Below are 20,487 nucleotides of genomic sequence, written 5' to 3'. Positions count from 1 at the left end.
GAGCACTAAGAAAACAAATGCTTAGCATGAAAGTTAAGATGGTCTTCAATAAAGCTTGAGATAAAGAAGTAACTGTGGTCATAACCGGGTTGCATACGCAATTCGAGCTGTGAACGATGCATTTCTGCTGCCGCTAAGAGCATTTCTGGCTTTAATTGTTCTTTTAGGAAACTGTCAGCGTCACCTTGATCCACTAAGATAGGTAATGGGGATTTGCCCTGTTTCAGTAATTCGCTTGCGTCGTACTGTTTCCAACTCTCGATATCGCTACCAAGGTAAGCCGTAAACGCTTTATGACCCCAAGGGCATTGAATGGGGTTACTGATTGGGCTGAAAGCAGAAATAGAGCGATACTGTTCTGAGTTCTTCAGACCAATGGTAAGAGCGCCATGCCCGCCCATACTGTGGCCAGAAATCGATTTAACGTCGGAAACAGGGAAGTTACCCTCAATGATCGCAGGTAACTCTTGAGTGATGTAATCGTACATATGGTAATGACGTGACCATGGTGCTTGGGTAGCATTTAGGTAAAACCCTGCGCCTTGGCCTAAGTCATAATTGTCATCGTCTGCGATATCGTCACCGCGTGGGCTTGTATCTGGGGCAACAATAGCGATACCTAACTCAGCAGCGATGCGAAATGCTCCCGCTTTTTGCATGAAGTTTTCATCAGTACAGGTTAAACCAGATAGCCAGTAAACCACAGGAACAGGGTTGGATTTGGTGGCATTAGGTGGCAAGAAAATCGCAAAGCGCATGTTGCAGTTTAGGGCGCGGGAGTCGTGAGTGTATTGTTTGTGCCAACCGCCAAAAACTTTGGCTTGGCTTAGGCTTTCTATGGTCATGGGAATCTCTCAATAAAACGAGGTCTTTAACTGGGCTTAGTTAGCCGTTAAAAAAACGATTCGGCCCCCTTTTTATCAAAGAGAGCCGAGATTTAAGGTTACTTATCCATATGAAGAACAGTACGAATCGATTCACCTTTGTGCATCAGTTCGAACGCTTCGTTCACGTCTTGTAGACCCATGGTGTGAGTGATGAATTCCTGTAGGCCGAATTCACCAGCCATGTAACGGTTTACGATTTCTGGAAGCTCAGAGCGGCCCTTAACACCACCGAAAGCGCTGCCACGCCATACACGACCCGTTACAAGTTGGAATGGACGAGTTGAGATCTCTTGGCCAGCACCTGCAACACCAATGATAACTGACTCACCCCAACCTTTGTGACAACACTCAAGTGCTTGACGCATCACGTTTACGTTACCAATACATTCGAATGAGTAATCAACGCCACCGTCTGTCATTTCGACGATAACATCTTGGATTGGCTTATCGAAGTTCATTGGGTTGATGCAATCTGTCGCACCAAGTTGTTTAGCAAGTTCGAATTTGCTCTCGTTGATGTCGACACCGATAATACGGCTTGCACCAGCCATGCGAGCACCGATGATGGCAGAAAGACCGATACCGCCTAGACCAAATACCGCAACTGTGTCGCCTTTTTCAACTTTAGCCGTGTTCAGTACTGCACCCATACCAGTGGTAACGCCACAGCCTAGCAGACAAACTTCTTCAAGTGGTGCTTCTTTGTTAACTTTCGCTAGTGAAATTTCTGGTAGTACTGTGTACTCAGAGAAAGTAGAACAGCCCATGTAGTGATAGATTGTTTCACCGTTTACAGAGAAGCGGCTTGTGCCATCTGGCATTAGGCCTTTACCTTGTGTTTCACGAACAGCCTGACATAGGTTAGTTTTGCCAGACTTACAGAACTTACATTCGCCACATTCTGCAGTGTAAAGTGGGATTACGTGATCGCCTACTTCAACGCTTGTTACGCCTTCGCCAACCATTTCAACGATACCGCCACCTTCGTGACCAAGAATTGAAGGGAAGATACCTTCTGGATCGTCACCTGATAGAGTGAATGCGTCAGTATGACAAACACCAGTTGCAACGATACGGACAAGAACTTCGCCAGCTTTAGGAAGTTGTACATCCACTTCTTCCATTTTTAGAGGCTCGCCAGCAGCCCATGCAACCATTGCCTTAGATTTTATGTGAGTTTGACCTGGTTTGATTTCAAGTGCCATTAGAGGTTTCCTTTATATTCTTGGTAGATAGGTAGCGCAGTAAGCGTAGTCGAATAATGCTTTTTGTGCTTTCCCGTTTTGTTGGGCATTATTTTATATACTTCAAATAAAATGATAATCCTGCTAAAGTGAAAATGATTTTTACAGATACGTAATAGTAAATGCCCGAGTGATGTCAGCATGCATGGGCGTAAAGAGCTTGAGATTTAAAGTTATGGCAAATTGGGAAGGTGTGAGTGAATTTGTTGCTGTTGCAGAAACCAACAGTTTTACCGGAGCGGCGAATAAACTGAATACATCGGTAGCGCAGATTAGCCGTAGAGTATCGGCACTTGAGGAGCGTTTAGCGGTTAAGTTACTGCATCGCACGACGCGGAAGGTGTCTCTTACTGAAGCAGGGCAACTTTATTATCAACAATGTAAGCACTTAGTAGAAGGGCTTGAGCTGGCTGAATTGGCAGTCACTCAGATGCAATCAGAACCAAAAGGGTTACTTAAAGTTACCGCGCCAGTGACCTATGGAGAGATGAATTTATCTCCGTTACTGAATCAGTTTTTAGAGCAATACCCTCAGGTCGATCTTGAGCTTAATCTCACCAACCACAAAGTGGACCTCATCGAACAAGGTATTGATTTGGCGATTCGCCTCGGACGATTACAAGATTCCAGTTTAATTGCGAAACGACTTTCTTCTCGTCAATTATATGTTTGTGCGAGTTCTGATTATTTGGACCGTTTTGGAGAACCTCATACGCTATCGGAACTCAGTCGCCATCAATGCTTAGTCGGTAGCGCTGATTATTGGCATTTTAAGGAGGAAAAACGTGAAAAGTCTCTACGAGTATCAGGCCGTATAAAGTGTAATAGTGGCTTTGCACTGGTTGATGCAGCAAAACGTGGGCTTGGTTTGGTGCAGTTGCCGGACTATTATGTTCAGGAGGCGTTAGATCAAGGGGAGTTAGTAGAAGTTTTAACTGACTACCGAGTTGAGCGCGAGGGTATTTGGGCGTTATACCCACAAAACCGCAATCTATCGCCTAAAGTAAGGCTGTTGATTGATTTCTTGGCTGAACACCTCAGTTAACTTAACATTTAGGTGGCAGGCAGTAAAACTGAGCGCCACCTAACTTGTTATTTAGGTATGTTATTATTTAGGTTCATTGTTATTTGAGTGTATTATCACTTAGGTGTATGGTTACTTAGGTATAGATAAATCATTGGGCATAACTGGAATATCAATTCTAGGTTAGGCTTGCTGTTCTGCATCCGCCAGCTTTATTGCCTTGTGCCCATCCTCGGACACGCCTTGTTTCCAATAGCTACTGATATAAATATTGTCACGCTCAACGTTCTTTTCATTTCTAAAGTATTGACGTAGTTCTCGCATGGAGTCGAATTCACAAGCACACCACACTGCGGCTTCACCATTTTTCCACTCCAGTTCACGCACTTTATCGGCGAGAGGTTGCTGGGTTATCCAGTAAATTTCCATTTGCTCGGGTGCATGTAGCGGTTGAATATCTTGTTCTGAAATCACGCTGATCACTGCGTAACCATTCGCGTGTTTAGGCAAGGTGCGCAACTTAGCGGAGAGTGCAGGTAGGGCGGTCATATCTGCCGCCATGAAGAACCAATCTGCTTCGGTGTTTAAGTTTGAAATACTGCCGGGGCCAACGATATTAATGGTGTCGCCTGGCTTTGCTGACATTGCCCAGCGAGCAGCAAAACCACATTGTAGGTCAGAGGTAATATGGCGAACAAAGTCCACTTCAATCGTTCTTTGCTGCAAATCGAAACGTCGGATGGTGTAGGTTCTTAGCATTGGACGATTGTCTGACAAAGGTTCTTGTATTTCCGTGCCGCCTGATTGGTTAAAGAGCAACTTGATATATCCACCTTCACAATCTGCTGGAAAGTGAGCCAAATCATTGCTATGAAAAACAATACGTTGCATATTTGGCGTGATCGTTTTATTTTGTATAACAGTAAGTTGCTTTGGTATGAGTTGTTTTTTCATGATACTTCTCTAGGACATGCAAATGATAATGATTCTTCTTTCACCCTATCAGTTTTTTTATTTCTCTGAAAGCCCTTACTGAAAATTTACAGTGTGAATTGTCCGTGGCAGGTTAAAAATGATGTGTCATAGAAAAGCACTTGTATTCTCTCCTTTCAATGTAATAACAAATTGCTAAAAACTGATATATATGGCTAATCAAAAAGGATAAACATGTTTAAACATCGTGTGTTTGCGGTGCTTTTGTCGCTCTCCAGTCTAACTATCACCCCGGTAATGGCAAATAATGAAAAGCCACATTACGGCAGTGATGAATACGCAGATTATGTGTTATCGAAAGGAAATGAGCACCGATTAACGGCGACCCAATTGTCTGAACTGTCATCAGCCATTTCTCGCTCGGTTGTGGCCAGTTACGGTAGACTTATTGACCGACATACAGCCGCATCCATTGAATACACACTGATTGATGCTTTAATGAATTCTCCAACGTTTCAGAGTGCCGTTTCTTTTGGCATTAACAACCAGCAAGAGACCCTTGGTCGTATTCAATTTAGCAACGAATACGAAATCAACCCGGATCAAGATATGTTTGAAGATATCGATGAGATAGAAGCTTGGGAGATTGAAGAATCAGACGCCACGAATTCACCTCTAATTTGTATCAATGAAGCTAAGGAAGATGATGAAGGCAATCCCATTGTGAACATTTGCCTCGCGCCAAGTACTCACTCTGAAGAATACTCTTGGTGGCAAGAAGCACTGATCCATGAAATGATTCACCATATTACGGGCTCTTCTGATCCAGATTCAGAAGTGAGACATGGCCCAACGGAAATTTTGGCACAAAGAGTTGCCCGTGAAAATAATTGGTTTGTGCCAAGCTTTAGAGGGTATAGCGATCCAGAACGAACCGAAGGTATTCAAAGACGTAACTTTAATGCTTTGATTGATACGATTAATCGACATCCCGCAGAAGCGAGTGAACTCATGAGTAGGCTCGCGACGATTGCTTCGGGATTAAGAGCCTCTAATCAATTTACATTACTGACGTCTTACTGCTCATCAAGCCAAATTGATTTACCGCCATTACCTGATTTTGATGATGACCATTTCAATATGGGGGCCGCTTTTTTTACTGGTGCGAGCGCGAGCCAATCTGTTGGTCGATGCAGTATTGATAATGCATTGCGAGTCCAACCGGTAACAGAGGATATTCGATTCGCTGCAGGCTATCCGTTGATTAAAAGGGATTTTAAAAACCTAAACTTATTAGTTGCCAAGCAGGCTTTTTTAAGAGCTAAAAATAGCGGTGGTTTCTACGCTAAGAATTGGAGTTCTTGGAAAGCATGGTATCAAGCATCAGCCTGGAAACATGCGTTTGGTTACGGCTTGTATGGATACGGCTTAGAGCAAGCGATGGGTAATGATCTCTATAATCCTTACGGATTGGTGTTTAACGATGGTTCATTCTCAGTGGGTGTGGTTGGTAAAGATGTAACAAGCAGCACTAAGAGCGATAATTTTACTACCTTAGCTGGAACAAATTGGCATACCATAAAATATGCAGGTCAGATGTTTTTTGACAGAAATGGCAGACCCGTTGCTTTAGTTATTACGGATATGATGACGGGAGTCGTTGGTTCTGGATGGTCATTTATTTATAGTGAAGGCAAATGGTTATATGAGCCCCATGATGATTGGGATGAGCGCTATTTCGCCAATTCTGAATTATCTCTAGACGCTCATGCACCGCAGTTTATACGTTAGTCGGTGATAATGTCTTTGTCGGAAAATAAAGTAGGGAAATATATTCTCTACTTTACTTACAGCTAACTATACCCAAGTGGTGCACTCCCAAAAGCTATTTCGCTGAGCACAGCATCTTGAGGTGACTAGGATATAGATCTAGAAAGGCTTATAATTAAACTTAGTGTAATACCCACCTGAAAATTGCCCAGTATCTGCATTCCTAATTAAATACCAATAGCTATTTGAATCATTACCCGGATGAGGAAAGTAATTAAGACAGCTATCTGTATAACAGGCACATTGGTTTAATAAGTCAGCTTGTTTGTCATTAATAGTGAAGTAACCAACCCAGTAGCCACCGTACTGCAGGCTGCTCCAATAACCAGTGAGCGTTATGTAATCGCCATTACTTTTTTGGGCCCAGCTCCAGTCCGTTCCATTACTGTTAGCACAATAAAGGTGAGTGGTTGTTAAAGATTGTGCACTCACTATACTGCTCAAACTAGAAGCAATAAAAAACGCAATATTTTTATTTAACACAATGATTTTCCGTTGAAAATAAAAGTATAAACAAAAATCAAAAACGGTTCTATCCTGGTAATAGGAGTCGTGTTTAACGAAATTCTTTGATAAGAAATAAATTAGCCTTTTCGGACGTGATTAAAGATCTCACAAGATAGTTTGTAATTGTGTAGCCTTACAATTTTTTGTGAGAAAAATAATTGTGGCAATTCATAGATTGTGAGCAAACTGAGAATGACATACGCGCTGGTATGTTCAAGAGCAAGGCCTATTAAACTTATCACTAACAATATTAGCTCGAATGAAAATATGGCATACTTTCCGAGATAACAATGGTGGATACCTCCTAAAAAGAACCAATTTAATGTTGCGTAGGTATCAGGATCTTTAAGCTTTTGTGATTGGCGATGATAGAACTCTTTTCTTTGGCTTTCAGGCAGAGTGTTTACTTGTTTTCTCAGTAGTTCCTCTTTTTGTTCTAATTGTTTGAATAAGGGCATTAGGGTACCTCATCATGAATTTTTTCAACAAGGTCAGGTTGATTACAGCGTTTAATTCTGGCCAATCCAAGTTTCCAACCTTTGATGGCTCCGTACTTGACGATACATTGCCTTGTGTATTCAGAGCAAGTCGGCTCAAAGTTGCACTCAAGATTGAACAACTTTTTTGAACCACCGCTCGCTTGGTAGCGATGGATCAACGTTAAGGATAAGAACTTAGCGACCAAGAGTAATGATCACCGCTTCACGTTTCCAAAATAGCATAAAGCGTTTTTGTTCAACGACTTGAAAAACGACTTGCCAACCGTCTTGTGCATACTTGTTGATCTCGGCTTCCATTTTTTGAATAGGCAGTCCGCTGGCTCCAAGTAAAACGGTGCCACATCCACCTTCTACAACGTGAATAATTTTATATTCTGAAAATTTTATCATTTTAATTACCAATTAATCTTTATATACAATACTTTGATTTTTAAAGAGAGAATTCACTGCGGGCTCATGAAAGGTGAGATCCAGATCTTCAAACTGCTTAGGTGACGAGAACATGTACAAAAAAGCCGCTATGGCATAACCAATAATTAATCCAGCTAACGGTATAAAACCAGAGAAATGCAGTAATGTGGTTCCGAATAAGCAAGAGCTAACAAGGAGTTGATGATTCTGGATAGATTTGATCTCATTATGTCGTTTATTAAGCACATCAGTTCCATTCTCATCTAAAGACAAGTCTTGTTTGCATGATACACAAGATATTGAACCTTCTTTGATTAATTGATTCATTTGCGCTGCGTCTACTTGGGCATCTTGCTCACATTTGGGGCATTCATAGCTAAGTGCAATATTCATACTTTGATTTATCTTTCCATGCAGTGAGTTTTTAAATGCCAATTATATCACTAATAAAATTATCTATTTCACTGAATTAATAGGCTAAATAACAGTCATGGACTTGATTTGAGGTTTCGAGGACTTTAAGTCTTTCTTTATGTAAGCTCAACCTTAAACCAAGTATGGCCTAAGACTGGTATACGTATGTTACACATTGGTACTATCATAAACTTTTGTTATATTGATTATTTTATTAATCTCCTCGTTTATTTTTTTATGCACTTCACCGGGAGCTGAGTACCGAAAAAAGAAAAATTTAGTTTGCTCATAAGGAATTTCATCATTTTTATCTTGTAGGCTATAGTGGTAGCCTTGAAATTCATTTTTGAAGCTTGCTTCATTGTAGATACTAAGCACATAATCTGTTTTGTGGTAAAACGGCGTAACCCAAACTTTGGCTTGTCCTTTTGCACCAGTCATTTTAAAACTCATTAATACTCCAGCTCCAGCCCCAGCAAACATAATTGGGCCAAGGAAAAAGACTCCAATAATGCAGAGTGCAGCAACAAGATAGCCAGTGCAGCGCAGGGTCTTATAGTATCCTTCAGGGATTAAATCTAACTCACTCTGAATAATGCCTTTTTTGGTTAGTGTGATCTTTTGTTGAACATCAGGGTTACCCGCTGCTCTATAGGTTAACCAAAGGATAAGCAAACTAGTAGCCACCATCCAGGCTGATTCTGGTACTTGAAACATAAGCCAAATGCCCGCTAAGCATAGAAAAGCAAATGGGATTGCGTCTATATAAGGAAACTTACGCTCTTTTAGTAGTTCAAATTCATAAATGACTTCGGCATCTAATACGGCTTGATGCTGCTGTTGTTTGTATTCTTCGGTGAGTTCAGGCAGTTTTGAAATATTTTTATTCATATTATTTTGAGTGAATGCCAGCCTTAGGACGGATATGATCTAAGGCTGGTAACGGATACTACAGGTGAGTGTGATCGTTAATTTTTGAAATATTGAGAAACTTGTTGATTTCTTTTGCTATTATTTTATGTCCTTCTGGTGTGGTAGAAAAGGAGAATGAGTAGAAATTGCGCTGTTCACAAGGTAACTCATCATCTTCATCACGTGGCTTATAAATATAGTCTAACAAGCCATTTTTGAAGCCTGAAGCCTTTATAAAAGTTAATGTGTAGTCAATACTTCCACAAAAGGGCTTTACCTTAACCTTTGCTTTCCTTTGAGCTCCGGTCATTTGAAAGCCCATTAATGCTCCAGCCCCAGCGCCGACTAACATCATAGGACCCAAAAAAATAACAGCGATTACACAAAGTGCAGCGGCGATAAAACCAGTACTGCGCAGGGCGACATAAAACCCTTCGGGTATTAGCTCTAACTCACTCAGTATTATGCCTTTTTTCGTTATCGTGACTTTTTGTTCGATTTGCGGATTACCGGAAGAGAGGTACGTTCCCCAAACCATCAAGTTTAAAATAACTACTGCCCACAAAAACTCGACATCAAGATAGACAAACCAAAAAGTAAAAAGAGAAACTATCGAGAAAAAAATGATGAGGCTGATCTCGACTTTAGGCTCTTTTAGTAGTTCAAATTCATAGATGACTTCGGCATCTAATACCGCTTGATGCTGCTGTTGTTTGTACTCTTCGGTGAGTTCCGGCAGTTTGGGAATATTTTTATTCATATTATTTTGAGTAAATGCCAGCCTTAGGACGGATATGATCTAAGGGTGTTATATATGAGTTAAATCTTCTTCAAAAATTATATTAATTTCTCTGCTAATTAATTCCCTCATTTTGGCTTGTTGTTGTGATGTTGCTGAGTAATGAAAAGAGAAAAAATTACGAACATCTTGAGGGTAGTTATCTCGATTGCTAAATGTATGTGTATAGCCTAATATGCCATTTTTGAAATTGCGTCCATTTATGATACTGAGCACGTAATCTAAATTGTCGTTAAATGGTGTTGCTCTAACTTTAGGTTCATTCTGCGCTCCGGTGAATTGAAAACTCATTAATGCTCCAGCCCCAGCGCCAATCAAGATCATAGGCCCAAAATAGAATACTGAGACGATGCAAATTAAAGCAACAATATAGCCGGTAGCGCGTAGGATAGTGAAGTAGCCCTCAGGTATTAACTCCAATTCACTGACGATAATGCCTTTTTGGGTTATGGTCACCTTTTGTTCTATATTTGGGTTGCCTGATGCCTTATAGGTTAACCAAACGATCAGAAATGTTGGTATAGAGACCCAAGCAACGAAAGGCTCATAAAAACTCCCCCATGTCGCAGCTAAAATTAAAATAACAAAGGGAATGACATCAATAAAGGGGTACTTACGTTCGAGTAATTGCTCAAATTCATAAATGACTTCGGCATCTAGAACTGCTTGCTGCTGCTGTTGCTTGAATTCCTCTGTAATTTTAGGTAGTTTTCGCATGTTTTTATTCATATTATTTTGAGTGAATGCCAGCCTTAGACCAGATATGGCCTAAGGCTGGTAAACGTATGTTACAAATCGGTCTCATCATAAAATTTTGTTATGTTGATTATTTTGTTAATCTCCGCGTTTATTTTTTTATGTGCTTCATCGGGAGCAGAGTACCGAAAAGAGAAAAATTTAGTTTGCTCATAAGGAATCTCATCATTTTTATCTTGTAGGCTATAGTCGTAGCTTTGAAATTCATTTTTGAAGCTTGCTTCATTGTAGGTACTATGCACATAATCTGTTTTGTGGTGAAACGGCGTAACCCAAACTTTGGCTTGTCCTTTAGCTCCAGTCACTTTAAAACTCATCAATACTCCAGCTCCAGCCCCAGCAAACATCATAGGGCCAAGGAAAAAGACTCCGATAATGCAGAGTACAGCAACAAGATAGCCAGTGCAGCGCAGGGTCTTATAGTATCCTTCAGGGATTAAATCTAACTCACTCTGAATAATGCCTTTTTTAGTTAGTGTGATCTTTTGTTGAACATCAGGGTTACCCGCTGCTCTATAGGTTACCCAAAGAATAAGCAAACTAGTAGCCACCATCCAGGCTGATTCTGGTACTTGAAACATAAGCCAAATACCCGCTAAGCATAGAAAAGCAAATGGGATTGCGTCTATATACGGAAACTTACGCTCTTTAATTAGCTCAAACTCATAAATGACTTCGGCATCTAATACGGCTTGATGCTGCTGTTGTTTGTATTCTTCAGTTATTTCTGGAAGATTGGGAATATTTTTATTCATATTATTTGGGGTAAATGCCAGCCTTAGGCCAGATATGGCCTAAGGCTGGAATACATATGTTACATGTTGACAACATAAAAGTGTTATAAATGTGTTAGATCATCAATTGATACAACATTGAGGATTTTATTTATTTCTTCACTCATTTTTTCTTGTTCTTCTGGGGGAGCAGTATAGCCAAAAAAGAAGAAATTACGCTGCTCTGACAGCAAAGCTCTTTTTTCATCATTAAGCGAGTAGTCGTATCTTAATAAACCATTTTTAAATCTATTGTCAGTAAACATAGTCAGATCGTAGTCTGAATTTCTAGTGAATGGTGTAACTATTACATCTGGTTCGTTCTGCGCTCCGGTGAATTGAAAACTCATTAATGCTCCAGCCCCAGCGCCAATCAAGATCATAGGCCCAAAATAGAATACTGAGACGATGCAAATTAAAGCAACAATATAGCCGGTAGCGCGTAGGATAGTGAAGTAGCCCTCAGGTATTAACTCCAATTCACTGACGATAATGCCTTTTTTGGTTATGGTCACCTTTTGTTCTATATTTGGGTTGCCTGATGCCTTGTAGGTTAACCAAGTGATCAGAAATGCTGGCATGCAGACCCAAGCAACGTCAGGCTCATAAAAGCTCCACCATGTCGCAGCTAAAATGACAATAACAAATGGAATGACATCAATAAAGGGGTATTTACGTTCAAGCAATTGCTCAAATTCATAGATGACTTCGGCATCTAGAACTGCTTGCCGCTGCTGTTGTTTGTACTCCTCGGTGAGTTCCGGCAGTTTTGAAATATTTTTATTCATATTATTTTTTAGTGAATACCAGCCTTAGGACGGATATGATCTAAGGCTGGTAATGGGTGTTATATATGAGTCACATCTTCCTCAAAAGTTATATTAATTTCTCTGTTAATTAACTCCCTCATTTTGACTTGTTGTTGTAACGTTGCAGAGTAATAAAAAGAGAAGAAATTATGAACATCTTCAGGGTAGTTGTTACCTTCTTCATATTTAAATGAGTGTGTAAAGTTTAATATACCATTTTTGAAGTTTCGTCCTTTTGTGATACAGAGCATGTAATCTAAATTATTGTTAAATGGTGTTGTTATAATTTCGGGTTCATTCTGCGCTCCGGTGACTTGAAAACTCATTAATGCTCCAGCCCCAGCGCCAACCAACATCATAGGCCCAAAATAGAATATTGAGACGATGCAAATTAAAGCAACAATATAGCCGGTGGCGCGTAGGATAGTGAAGTAGCCCTCAGGTATTAACTCCAATTCACTGACGATAATGCCTTTTTTGGTTATGGTCACCTTTTGTTCTATATTTGGGTTGCCTGATGCCCTGTAGGTTAACCAAGTGATCAGAAATACTGGTATGAAGACCCAAGCAACCTCAGGCTCATAAAAGCTCCACCATGTCGCAGCTAAAATAACAATAATAAATGGAATGACATCAATAAAGGGGTACTTAGGTTCGAGCAATTGCTCAAATTCATAAATGACTTCGGCATCTAGAACTGCTTGCTGCTGGAATTCCTCTGTCATTTTTGGTAGTTTTCGCATGTTTTTATTCATATTATTTTGAGTGAATGCCAGCCTTAGGCCAGATATGGCCTAAGGCTGGTAAAATAAGCTTATTACAAGTCAGTTCTATCATACACCTTTGCAATGTTGATAATTTTTTTAATCTCTACGCTTATTTTTTCATGCTCTTCTTCGGTTGCAGAATATCTAATAGAGTAGAAATTTCGTTGTTCCATCGGTATATCACCTTCCTCGTCTCGAAGTTTATACATGTAAGCAAAAGATTTATTTTTTAAATTATCATTAGTGTAAATTTGATATATGTAGTCGGCGCTTTCTCTGAATGGCGAGATCCAGACTCTGGGTTTCTTTTTAGCTCCTGCCATTTGAAAACTCATCAATGCTCCAGCCCCAGCTCCCACTAACATCATAGGACCTAAAAAGAAGACCGTGATAATGCAGAATACAGCGACAATATAACCAGTACTGCGCAATGCAACATAGAACCCTTCAGGTATCAGTTCTAATTCACTGAGTACAATGCCCTTTTTCGTTAGCATGACTTTTTGTTCGACTTTCGGATTGCCGGAGGGTATGTATGTTCCCCAAATAATCATGTTCAAAAGCACCACTATCCAAAAAAACTCGATATCAAGATAGACAAACCAAAAAGTGAAGAGAGAAACAGCTAATAGAAAAATGATATTTACAATATCTATTTTAGGCTCTTTAAGCAGTTCAAATTCATAAATGATTTCGGCATCTAATACGGCTTGATGCTGCTGTTGTTTGTATTCTTCGGTGAGTTCCGGCAGTTTTGAAATATTTTTATTCATATTATTTTGAGTGAATACCAGCCTTAGGCCAGATATGGCCTAAGGCTGTTAACATGAAGCGATTACAAGTGAGTTTTATCATCCACTTTTGTGATATTTATGAGCTTACTAATCTCTTCATTCATTCTCTTATGGTCATCATGAGAAGCTGAATATCTAAAATAGAAGAAATCATATTGCTCTTCGGGCACTTCATCGTTTTCATCGTACAGTCTGTAATTACAGGATTGAAATCGATTCTTGAAACCTTCTTTACTATACACGCAACCTATATAATTAGCGTTTTCATTAAATGGCGTGATCCAAACTCTAGCTTTCCTTTGAGCCCCAGTCATTTGAAAGCCCATTAATGCTCCAGCCCCAGCGCCGACTAGCATCATAGGACCGAAAAAAATAACAGCGATGACGCAAAGTGCAGCGGCGATAAAACCAGTACTACGTAGCGCGGTATAAAACCCTTCGGGTATTAGCTCTAACTCACTAAGTATTAAGCCTTTTTTCGTTAGCGTGACTTTTTGTTCGATTTGCGGATTACCGGAAGAGAGGTATGTTCCCCAAACCATCAAGTTTAAAATAACTACTGCCCACAAAAACTCGACATCAAGATAGACAAACCAAAAAGTAAAAAGAGAAACTATCGAGAAAAAAATGATGAGGATGATCTCGACTTTGGGCTCTTTTAGTAGTTCAAACTCATAAATGACTTCGGCATCTAATACCGCTTGATGCTGCTGTTGTTTGTATTCTTCAGTTATTTCTGGAAGAGTGGGAATATTTTTATTCATTGTTTGGGACCTGCAGTTCTATAAATTGAATATCGGGTAGTTTACTCGCTTCTTCTTGTGCCATTACTCGTGCTTCTTGTTGGTTCGCATTCGCGATAATACGTTGGATGTAAGTATTATACAATTTGTTATTTTTGGCGTCATCGTAGGGATCGGTATCTTCACGCTTAATATAAATATTAAGCTGCTCCAAATGTTCAATATGCTCTCGATACCTCGTTTCTGAAAATATGCGTAATGGTTTTGGTGGCGTTAGTCTTATAACAATACTGCCATCTTCTTGTGACCATTCTTCGAATGTCAATCCTTTTTCACCGCCAACAATTTCTTGGCTCCTCTTTTGTAGAGCAGTGAGTTCTTGTTGCATACTTTCTATTTCATCTGCGTTTTTAAGCGACTTTATCTCATTGTGTTGAGCCTGTATTTTTTGCTTAATTTTTTGCTGTAATTTCTCAACTAAAGTGCCGCTCAAGCCACCTTCCAGTTTTTGCTTGGTAAGCCAATCGCCTTTCCTGGAAGAAAACCCTTGAGATAAGCCTAGCCAAATCTTTTCGCCTGGCTGGGAGTTTGGGATGGTAATTAATATATGATGATAAACACCTTCAGACGTTTGGTATAAGCTCATATTTTCAATTTTAGGTGCGTGTAAAATTGCAATCAGGTTTTTAAACTCTTGTTGTGGAGTTAATGATGTATCTGGGTCTATTCCCCAAACACAATCAGCAAGCCAAGCTTCAAGAGGGAGCTTTTTTGTTAATATCAAAAAGACAGTTGCTGCTAAATAGAGCAGAGCTCCCCAAAAGTTAAACGCCAGTATCCAGCCGTTTAATACACTGCCCACTGCTAATCCCAAAAAGCGAGTTCTGAAAACCTGTATAAGTAATCCAGCCCAGCCGACTCCTTGAGCTGCAAGGCCTATTCCTTTTGCTTTTAAAAGAATTCGTTCTGTAGAGTCAGTTGAATTAGCGTGTTGCAGATAGGTTTGCCAGCCTTCCAAACCAATAGCAATGATCCCGGCAGTTCCCGCTAGCAAAGAAGCAGTAATGTAGCTTTTGGCGAGTTGTAAGCTAGATGACTTATTCGCTAATGCTCTTAATGAATTTTCGAGTAAGTCATTCTTACCTAAAACTTTACTTAACATCATACTTCTTGCCGTTCCTGCTACAGCATTGATAAACCAAGCTGCGCTGTAAGCCACGGTTAACTGTTGGTCTGCGATATCTGCTTCAGAGGCGTTGCCATGCATATATTGAAGCGCTTCTACCTGATTTAGGGTATTGACAAGGTTAAGGACTGAAACTACGGTATCCCATCTGCCTAGGGTGTTAAGCTTGTTAGAAATTTTGTTCCTAGCTTGTAAGAAACCGTCCATGGGAGGTTTGTCTTTATCTGTAATATTTAGCTCCATCCCTCTTAAATTTTTCTCTGTATTTTTGAGCAGGTTTGACTTTACATTGTAAGCTTTTGAGCCTTTTTTGAGACCTTTTAATGCTTTTTTAAGTTTATTGATTTCATCAATTTTGGCTTTTAGCTCCCTGTGGTGCGCGCGAAAATACTTGTTCTGTTTTATATCAAGGTCATAAATGTTATTTTGAATAAATAGTATCGCAGCTGTAGAGCTCTCTCTGACAGCGGGGATTTTAGAGCCCATATTACGACTCGCAACTCTAAAAGTGACGCTTGACATAGATGTAAGCATCTGATCGCCTGCAGAAGTTAAGGCCCCCTTGATTTTGTTTAGGGTGTTTTCTATTGGGACAAGAGCACTTTTAGTATATTGGAAGAGCTTACTATTAGAATCAAATCCTATAATATCATCAAAAGCCGCAATAAAGGCAGAAAAAGGCAGCCTTCCGTTATCGTATACCTCTCCGACTTGTTTTCTGAAGTCAGGTTTATTACTTAAATCGTTGACACTTGCATATAAAGAAACGTTATAAAAGTAAGGTGTGAGGCCAATGAGGTTATAACAGTTCGAACTTAGTTCATCGACTTTATCTTTAACTGACTCGCTTAGCTCTTCACTCAGATAAACATCATTTAATATAGAGTCCATCAGTTCGTGTAAAGTCGTCAGATGGACCGGGCTACTGATATCATAGCCAAATCGTCGTGGATCGTTACCGAGAGTGTAAAATGCATCTAATAGAATAGGGGCGTGATGTTGGATTCCGGCAATACATTCATTTTGCAATTTAGAATGCTTTGCGTAAAACTCGTCCATAGCAAGCCAGTCTATATTACCATGCGCTCTCAGCCTTTTTTGATAATCAGGTAAAAGAGCCTCGACATCTTTTAATGAAAGTCCTTTATTACTTAGCCTGTTAAGGATTTCTGGGTTTTTGAGCTTATTCTCTGCACTTCCCTTGGAGGATTGGGCAAGTATAAAGGCGTCTTTTCTTCCATGGGCACCATCAAGTAGCTTCTGGGATGCCTCCAGATGATTCATCGTACCCAAGACATAATCAACGTCTGACTCTAATTGGATCTGCTCTTCTATCGATAGGTCCGCGGTTATTTTTGAATCTAAAGGAACACGAACAAGAGAACGGACAGTACTGGCGATATTTAACTTTCGCTGTGTCTGCTTATCTTTGACCGTGGGTGCCACATAACGTGATAATCGCATGTATAAATCGACCATATCGCCAATGGGATCGTCTAAGGCGATCATATTATGCTGCGTTAAGGTGGGTACTTGATACTGGTAATCGGCTTGGTTACGCAGTTTTAGGGGAGATAAGAGATGACTCTTTAAATCTTTAGATATTGATGGCGCTGCGCAAGTTTCTTCGAAGATATCGATGTCTTCTTCACCGACATCAGCAGTATTATCTTCAATCGTATTGATGTCACTGAGGTGTTCTTTGCCATTAACATCGCGTAACCAGTCTGTGCGAGCAGTATCGGATTCTTCACTTTCTCCTGTATACAGATCTTGAACTAACTGTGTCCAACGTTGGCTGGCAAAACCGATAAAGCACGGTCGATCAGAAAGGTAGAGCAAGTGGGATTTTGGTTTTTCAGCTTCGGCTTCTAGGCGTTCTTGCTCCGTTTCTCCGATAAAACGGTAAAACTCACCGCTCAAGGCTTGGTATTCTTCCACTGACCATTTGCTGCTTTCTAGATCTTGGCTGACGATGTATACCCAACCGTTACGGAGTTGTCTTAAAGTATAGGGGGTATGCTCCGAGCGGAAAATACCACCGGGAAACAACGTGTCTTCTTTAGGAGGGTTACAACCGACGGATTGATCTGGGTTTGATTTTTCTTTATCGATAATGTCAATGGCATATCGAACAGGGGCTAATGCACTGTAGGTGGCCATTGGAGACGTGGTAATACGTACCACTGGAAAAGGTCTTTTTGTGCATTCCCTACCAATGGAAAAGAGCCCTTTACCAATCAAGGCAGACGTTGAAGGGTAGCCTACGTCATCTCCGTGATTGTAATCACTGACCTCCTCAAGGTAGAGGCGTGCATTGATTTCAAGTGCACGCTCATTGCCTTTCCAGTGCGGGTTAAGGTCAATGAGTTCTTCTAAAGTTAGGCCGTGTTTTTTCGCCACGCCAATCAAGGTATCGCCCTTTTCTATGATGTGACATTTACGCACACCCGGGCCTTCAGTAAGCGGCAGCAACTTGTCCATATCCAGTTTGATACCGTGCTCATTTAAAAAGCCTTCATCCACTCCTTTGATGGCATCATCATCGAGTGGTTCAAGACTGTAGAATAAATATTGATCGGTGACCACTTGCTCGCCACGCTTCCACAAGGCTAGGATAAATTCAAAAGTTTGTTCATCGATTGGCTCTGGGTTCATCGCTCCTTCTTGGCTACGTGTCACAACGAAGCGATGGTTTTTTTCACCTTTACAACGATATTCAGTGAGCAGTTTCCCGTCTAAAAAATGATATAAATATCCCTCTGTAGGCAAGCCTAAAATGGTCCCCATCTGAATAGCAGGACGAACGGGTATAAAGGCTTCAGTGATGTTGAGGTTGTCTTTTGCTTGTGGAGTCACTGGATCCAGGTCAAAAGGAGTGGCGGATTGGTTGTTCCAGCCAATGTTTAGGGTCTTTTCTTCTTGCTCGGCTACTTTAGCGATGTAGTGAGTGTGCTTGCCAGCTGCTACGCTATTCCACATCGAAATTTGATCTTCGGCGCCCGTTTTTGCCAGCTTGACCGCAAGAGACGTCCAAACATGTTGTTTAAATAATGAATGATCGCAAGCGAACTCGATGCCATAAGCGAACGCGGGTTCTTTTTTGGCTTCTTGAAAGACTTTTTCGACTTTTTCGATAGGTTTTTCATCTCTAACACATTGGTAGGCAGCTGAGGTTTTGGGTCTATGTTTACGGAAATCCATTACATTCTCGAAATTAAAGATAAATATGATGCTATTTTACGCATTTTAAGGTGTTTTATCTTTAGCTAAGATGCCGTAATTGATAGCGTTTTTATCTAAACTTCCAGTGTGAATGCATTATTTTATGAAATGGTTTTGCGTTGAATAATTCATCAAATCGTTTGCTGATTATATTGGAATAGAATGGGTTTTAATCCGCTTGAGTGAACGAATAGGGGATGAAAAAGGGACAGCGATATGGCCGTCCCCATTTTTGTCATTGTCGTCTAAATTAGGAGAGAATGTACCTTAAGTTAGCACAGTACTCTCTTTGAATTTGTTATCAAACATAGATGTTATGATTAGAGTTATTTTTTTCATCATAACCATCGTTAGTCTCATATATATCTAGTTCTTCGTATATATCTAGTTCTTCGTATATATCTAGTTCTTGGTATATATCTAGTTCTTCGTATATATCTTCGTCAAGCTCTTTCACAGGATCTTCTCTGAGTATAGGACGTCCTTTCTGTTCAAAAGAGTCGACAAGCATTCTTCTTTGATCTGAAGTTTGGCCCATAACGCCATTACGAGAAAAACGGAAATCAGCCAGCATTTCTTCGGCGCTTACATGGGCTGGAAGAGTGCCTCCAAGTCCAGTAAGCATACCAGCCATAAGTTGTAGTGTTCTCCCCACACCTGCTCGGCAATGCACAAATGAGTTTTCTGAGTCTAAACCGGATTTTTCTGCGAAGCTATTCATAAGGCCACCCATTTTATCCATGATCTCAACGCTGACTGCCGTTTGATCAGGCCAATTAATGACATGCATAACATCAACGGTATGTGACTTTTTGGTTGTTGTATCCGTAATGGTCATTTTATAAAGTTGAGCATCAATAGAAACTAATTCCCCTTTTTTATTTACCATCTCCCCTAGGCGAACGACTCCATTTTTTATCGACTCAGATTTGATGCCATCGACACTAATGTTGTCTCGGAAGTACCAATCTAGACTTTTCTCTGATAGTGCAGAATTGTTCATTTCTTTAGTGTTGGTCAATACGCCTAAAGCAGGGGATTTACGCTCAAGCATTTCTCGTAATTGAATTCCAATGGATTTCTTTAAAGGGAATTGTGTCGCTATACCTACTTTTTTTCCTGCAACAGTTATCTGGTTGGCGTTTAGCAAAGGATCAATATTAGTGGATTTATTCGATAAGATGTCTCTGAAACGATCTCTTCCTTTTAAGTGGTTTAGATGAGCCTCTTCTTTAAAATCTGTTGTTAAATGCTTATTAATTGTCTCCATTCTATTTTCAAACTCTTCAAATTTACTATTAAACTTTGAGGAAGAATGATTAGCAACTTCTGCCAGTATAGTATTTTTAATGGATTCATTTTTCGCTTGTTGCTCAATAATATTGGACGCGTGCTTGAGCATTTCGTCCGAAGTGACGATAGTGAGCTGTGGGCTACCTGTGTCTCTGTTAAGGACTAGCATGCCGAATTTACCTGGCTCTGAAGCACTTGGCCAAAATTTTGGAACTGCGGCTGCAAAACTGTTACTTGGTTTTTCAGAAAGAAAGTGAGGACTATTCTTTACTATCTTTAATTGAGCCTCTTTGATTATTTTCTTTACATCGCCAACCGTAATCTTTTTATTATCTATTGCGTTGTTATTAATGATGTTTTCGGCATCCGATTTTTTTACCCCGGAATTAATTAATGAGTTTAACACCAAATTTCTAGCATTACTCTGGTGTCTCATTCGTGATGTCTCACTTTTGAAAATTCGAGCGCTTTTATTTTTAACATAAATGTTCTTATCACTTTTAGCTCGAATTTCTTTAGAATCATCAGCATTATCAAATCCTTTTATTAAGCTTGATAATGAATTGGTATTAATGGCTGTCATGTTTTCTTATCCTACTGCTTATATTTTGTCTACACCTAGGTACCTTGAAGTCACTTGGGTATAGAGTGTGATTAGTATTTTGAAATTTAATTATCCC

The 20,487-nt window shown here is 40.1% G+C and carries 20 protein-coding genes; 2 read left to right on the top strand and 18 right to left on the bottom strand.

From position 1 onward, the window contains the following. Positions 1-5: 5 nt before the first annotated feature. Positions 6-845, bottom strand: coding sequence for an S-formylglutathione hydrolase (fghA, locus tag BS333_RS20815; protein ID WP_021710666.1), 840 nt, complete (start codon positions 843-845; stop codon positions 6-8). 98 nt (positions 846-943) lie between these two features. Continuing rightward, the gene (locus tag BS333_RS20810) at positions 944-2,092 is read right to left on the bottom strand and encodes an S-(hydroxymethyl)glutathione dehydrogenase/class III alcohol dehydrogenase (protein WP_021710667.1); all 1,149 of its coding nucleotides are present in this window, start codon (positions 2,090-2,092) and stop codon (positions 944-946) included. A gap of 214 nt (positions 2,093-2,306) precedes the next feature. Between BS333_RS20810 and BS333_RS20805 the strand changes: the two genes are divergently transcribed. Then, positions 2,307-3,176 (top strand): LysR family transcriptional regulator, encoded by an 870-nt coding sequence (locus BS333_RS20805; RefSeq protein WP_021710668.1) that lies wholly within the window; start codon positions 2,307-2,309, stop codon positions 3,174-3,176. Positions 3,177-3,338: 162 nt separating this feature from the next. Here BS333_RS20805 and BS333_RS20800 read toward each other — a convergent pair whose 3' ends face one another. After that, on the bottom strand, positions 3,339-4,109 hold the full coding sequence (locus BS333_RS20800; RefSeq protein WP_021710669.1) for a siderophore-interacting protein: 771 nt from the start codon (positions 4,107-4,109) through the stop codon (positions 3,339-3,341). 213 nt (positions 4,110-4,322) lie between these two features. Between BS333_RS20800 and BS333_RS20795 the strand changes: the two genes are divergently transcribed. Continuing rightward, the gene (locus BS333_RS20795; RefSeq protein ID WP_021710670.1) at positions 4,323-5,879 is read left to right on the top strand and encodes a M85 family metallopeptidase; all 1,557 of its coding nucleotides are present in this window, start codon (positions 4,323-4,325) and stop codon (positions 5,877-5,879) included. Positions 5,880-6,017: 138 nt separating this feature from the next. Here the strand turns inward: BS333_RS20795 and BS333_RS20790 are convergent, their stop codons facing one another. From BS333_RS20790 to BS333_RS20720, 15 genes are all read right to left on the bottom strand, one after another. Next, entirely contained in the window at positions 6,018-6,401 is a 384-nt protein-coding gene (locus tag BS333_RS20790) for a hypothetical protein (RefSeq protein ID WP_021710671.1), read from the bottom strand. 101 nt (positions 6,402-6,502) lie between these two features. Then, positions 6,503-6,883: a TM2 domain-containing protein gene (locus BS333_RS22405; RefSeq protein WP_021710672.1), complete on the bottom strand. Its 381-nt coding sequence runs from the start codon at positions 6,881-6,883 to the stop codon at positions 6,503-6,505. Then, positions 6,883-7,083, bottom strand: a complete 201-nt coding sequence (gene yidD, locus BS333_RS20780) for a membrane protein insertion efficiency factor YidD (protein WP_173391663.1) — start codon at positions 7,081-7,083, stop codon at positions 6,883-6,885. Before yidD ends, BS333_RS22405 begins: the two co-directional genes overlap by 1 nt. A 16-nt stretch (positions 7,084-7,099) precedes the next feature. Further along, positions 7,100-7,315, bottom strand: coding sequence for a DUF4177 domain-containing protein (locus tag BS333_RS20775; RefSeq protein ID WP_021710673.1), 216 nt, complete (start codon positions 7,313-7,315; stop codon positions 7,100-7,102). A 12-nt stretch (positions 7,316-7,327) separates the two neighbouring features. Continuing rightward, positions 7,328-7,729: a hypothetical protein gene (locus BS333_RS20770; protein ID WP_033004133.1), complete on the bottom strand. Its 402-nt coding sequence runs from the start codon at positions 7,727-7,729 to the stop codon at positions 7,328-7,330. A 189-nt stretch (positions 7,730-7,918) separates the two neighbouring features. Next, positions 7,919-8,641 carry a hypothetical protein gene (locus BS333_RS20765; protein WP_021710675.1) on the bottom strand — a complete coding sequence of 241 codons (723 nt, stop codon included), beginning with the start codon at positions 8,639-8,641 and terminating at the stop codon, positions 7,919-7,921. A 58-nt stretch (positions 8,642-8,699) separates the two neighbouring features. After that, positions 8,700-9,422: a hypothetical protein gene (locus tag BS333_RS20760; protein WP_021710676.1), complete on the bottom strand. Its 723-nt coding sequence runs from the start codon at positions 9,420-9,422 to the stop codon at positions 8,700-8,702. 48 nt (positions 9,423-9,470) lie between these two features. After that, positions 9,471-10,190 carry a hypothetical protein gene (locus BS333_RS20755; RefSeq protein ID WP_021710677.1) on the bottom strand — a complete coding sequence of 240 codons (720 nt, stop codon included), beginning with the start codon at positions 10,188-10,190 and terminating at the stop codon, positions 9,471-9,473. Positions 10,191-10,249: 59 nt separating this feature from the next. Beyond that, positions 10,250-10,972 (bottom strand): hypothetical protein, encoded by a 723-nt coding sequence (locus BS333_RS20750; protein WP_021710678.1) that lies wholly within the window; start codon positions 10,970-10,972, stop codon positions 10,250-10,252. 83 nt (positions 10,973-11,055) lie between these two features. Next, positions 11,056-11,778 carry a hypothetical protein gene (locus tag BS333_RS20745; RefSeq protein WP_021710679.1) on the bottom strand — a complete coding sequence of 241 codons (723 nt, stop codon included), beginning with the start codon at positions 11,776-11,778 and terminating at the stop codon, positions 11,056-11,058. Positions 11,779-11,837: 59 nt separating this feature from the next. Further along, positions 11,838-12,554: a hypothetical protein gene (locus BS333_RS20740; RefSeq protein ID WP_021710680.1), complete on the bottom strand. Its 717-nt coding sequence runs from the start codon at positions 12,552-12,554 to the stop codon at positions 11,838-11,840. 62 nt (positions 12,555-12,616) lie between these two features. Continuing rightward, on the bottom strand, positions 12,617-13,339 hold the full coding sequence (locus BS333_RS20735; RefSeq protein ID WP_021710681.1) for a hypothetical protein: 723 nt from the start codon (positions 13,337-13,339) through the stop codon (positions 12,617-12,619). Between the two features lie 62 nt (positions 13,340-13,401). After that, complete coding sequence (locus BS333_RS20730) at positions 13,402-14,124, bottom strand: hypothetical protein (protein ID WP_021710682.1); 723 nt, start codon at positions 14,122-14,124, stop codon at positions 13,402-13,404. Continuing rightward, positions 14,117-18,493 (bottom strand): LysM peptidoglycan-binding domain-containing protein, encoded by a 4,377-nt coding sequence (locus tag BS333_RS20725; protein ID WP_021710683.1) that lies wholly within the window; start codon positions 18,491-18,493, stop codon positions 14,117-14,119. Before BS333_RS20725 ends, BS333_RS20730 begins: the two co-directional genes overlap by 8 nt. 322 nt (positions 18,494-18,815) lie before the next feature. Further along, positions 18,816-20,390, bottom strand: a complete 1,575-nt coding sequence (locus tag BS333_RS20720) for a protein-tyrosine phosphatase family protein (protein WP_021710684.1) — start codon at positions 20,388-20,390, stop codon at positions 18,816-18,818. Between the last annotated feature and the right edge of the window lie 97 nt (positions 20,391-20,487).

It is taken from the genome of Vibrio azureus (assembly GCF_002849855.1).
Lineage (GTDB): Bacteria > Pseudomonadota > Gammaproteobacteria > Enterobacterales > Vibrionaceae > Vibrio > Vibrio azureus.
Note: the sequence above shows the minus strand (reverse complement) of the source record. Positions and strands in the feature narration are given on the sequence as shown.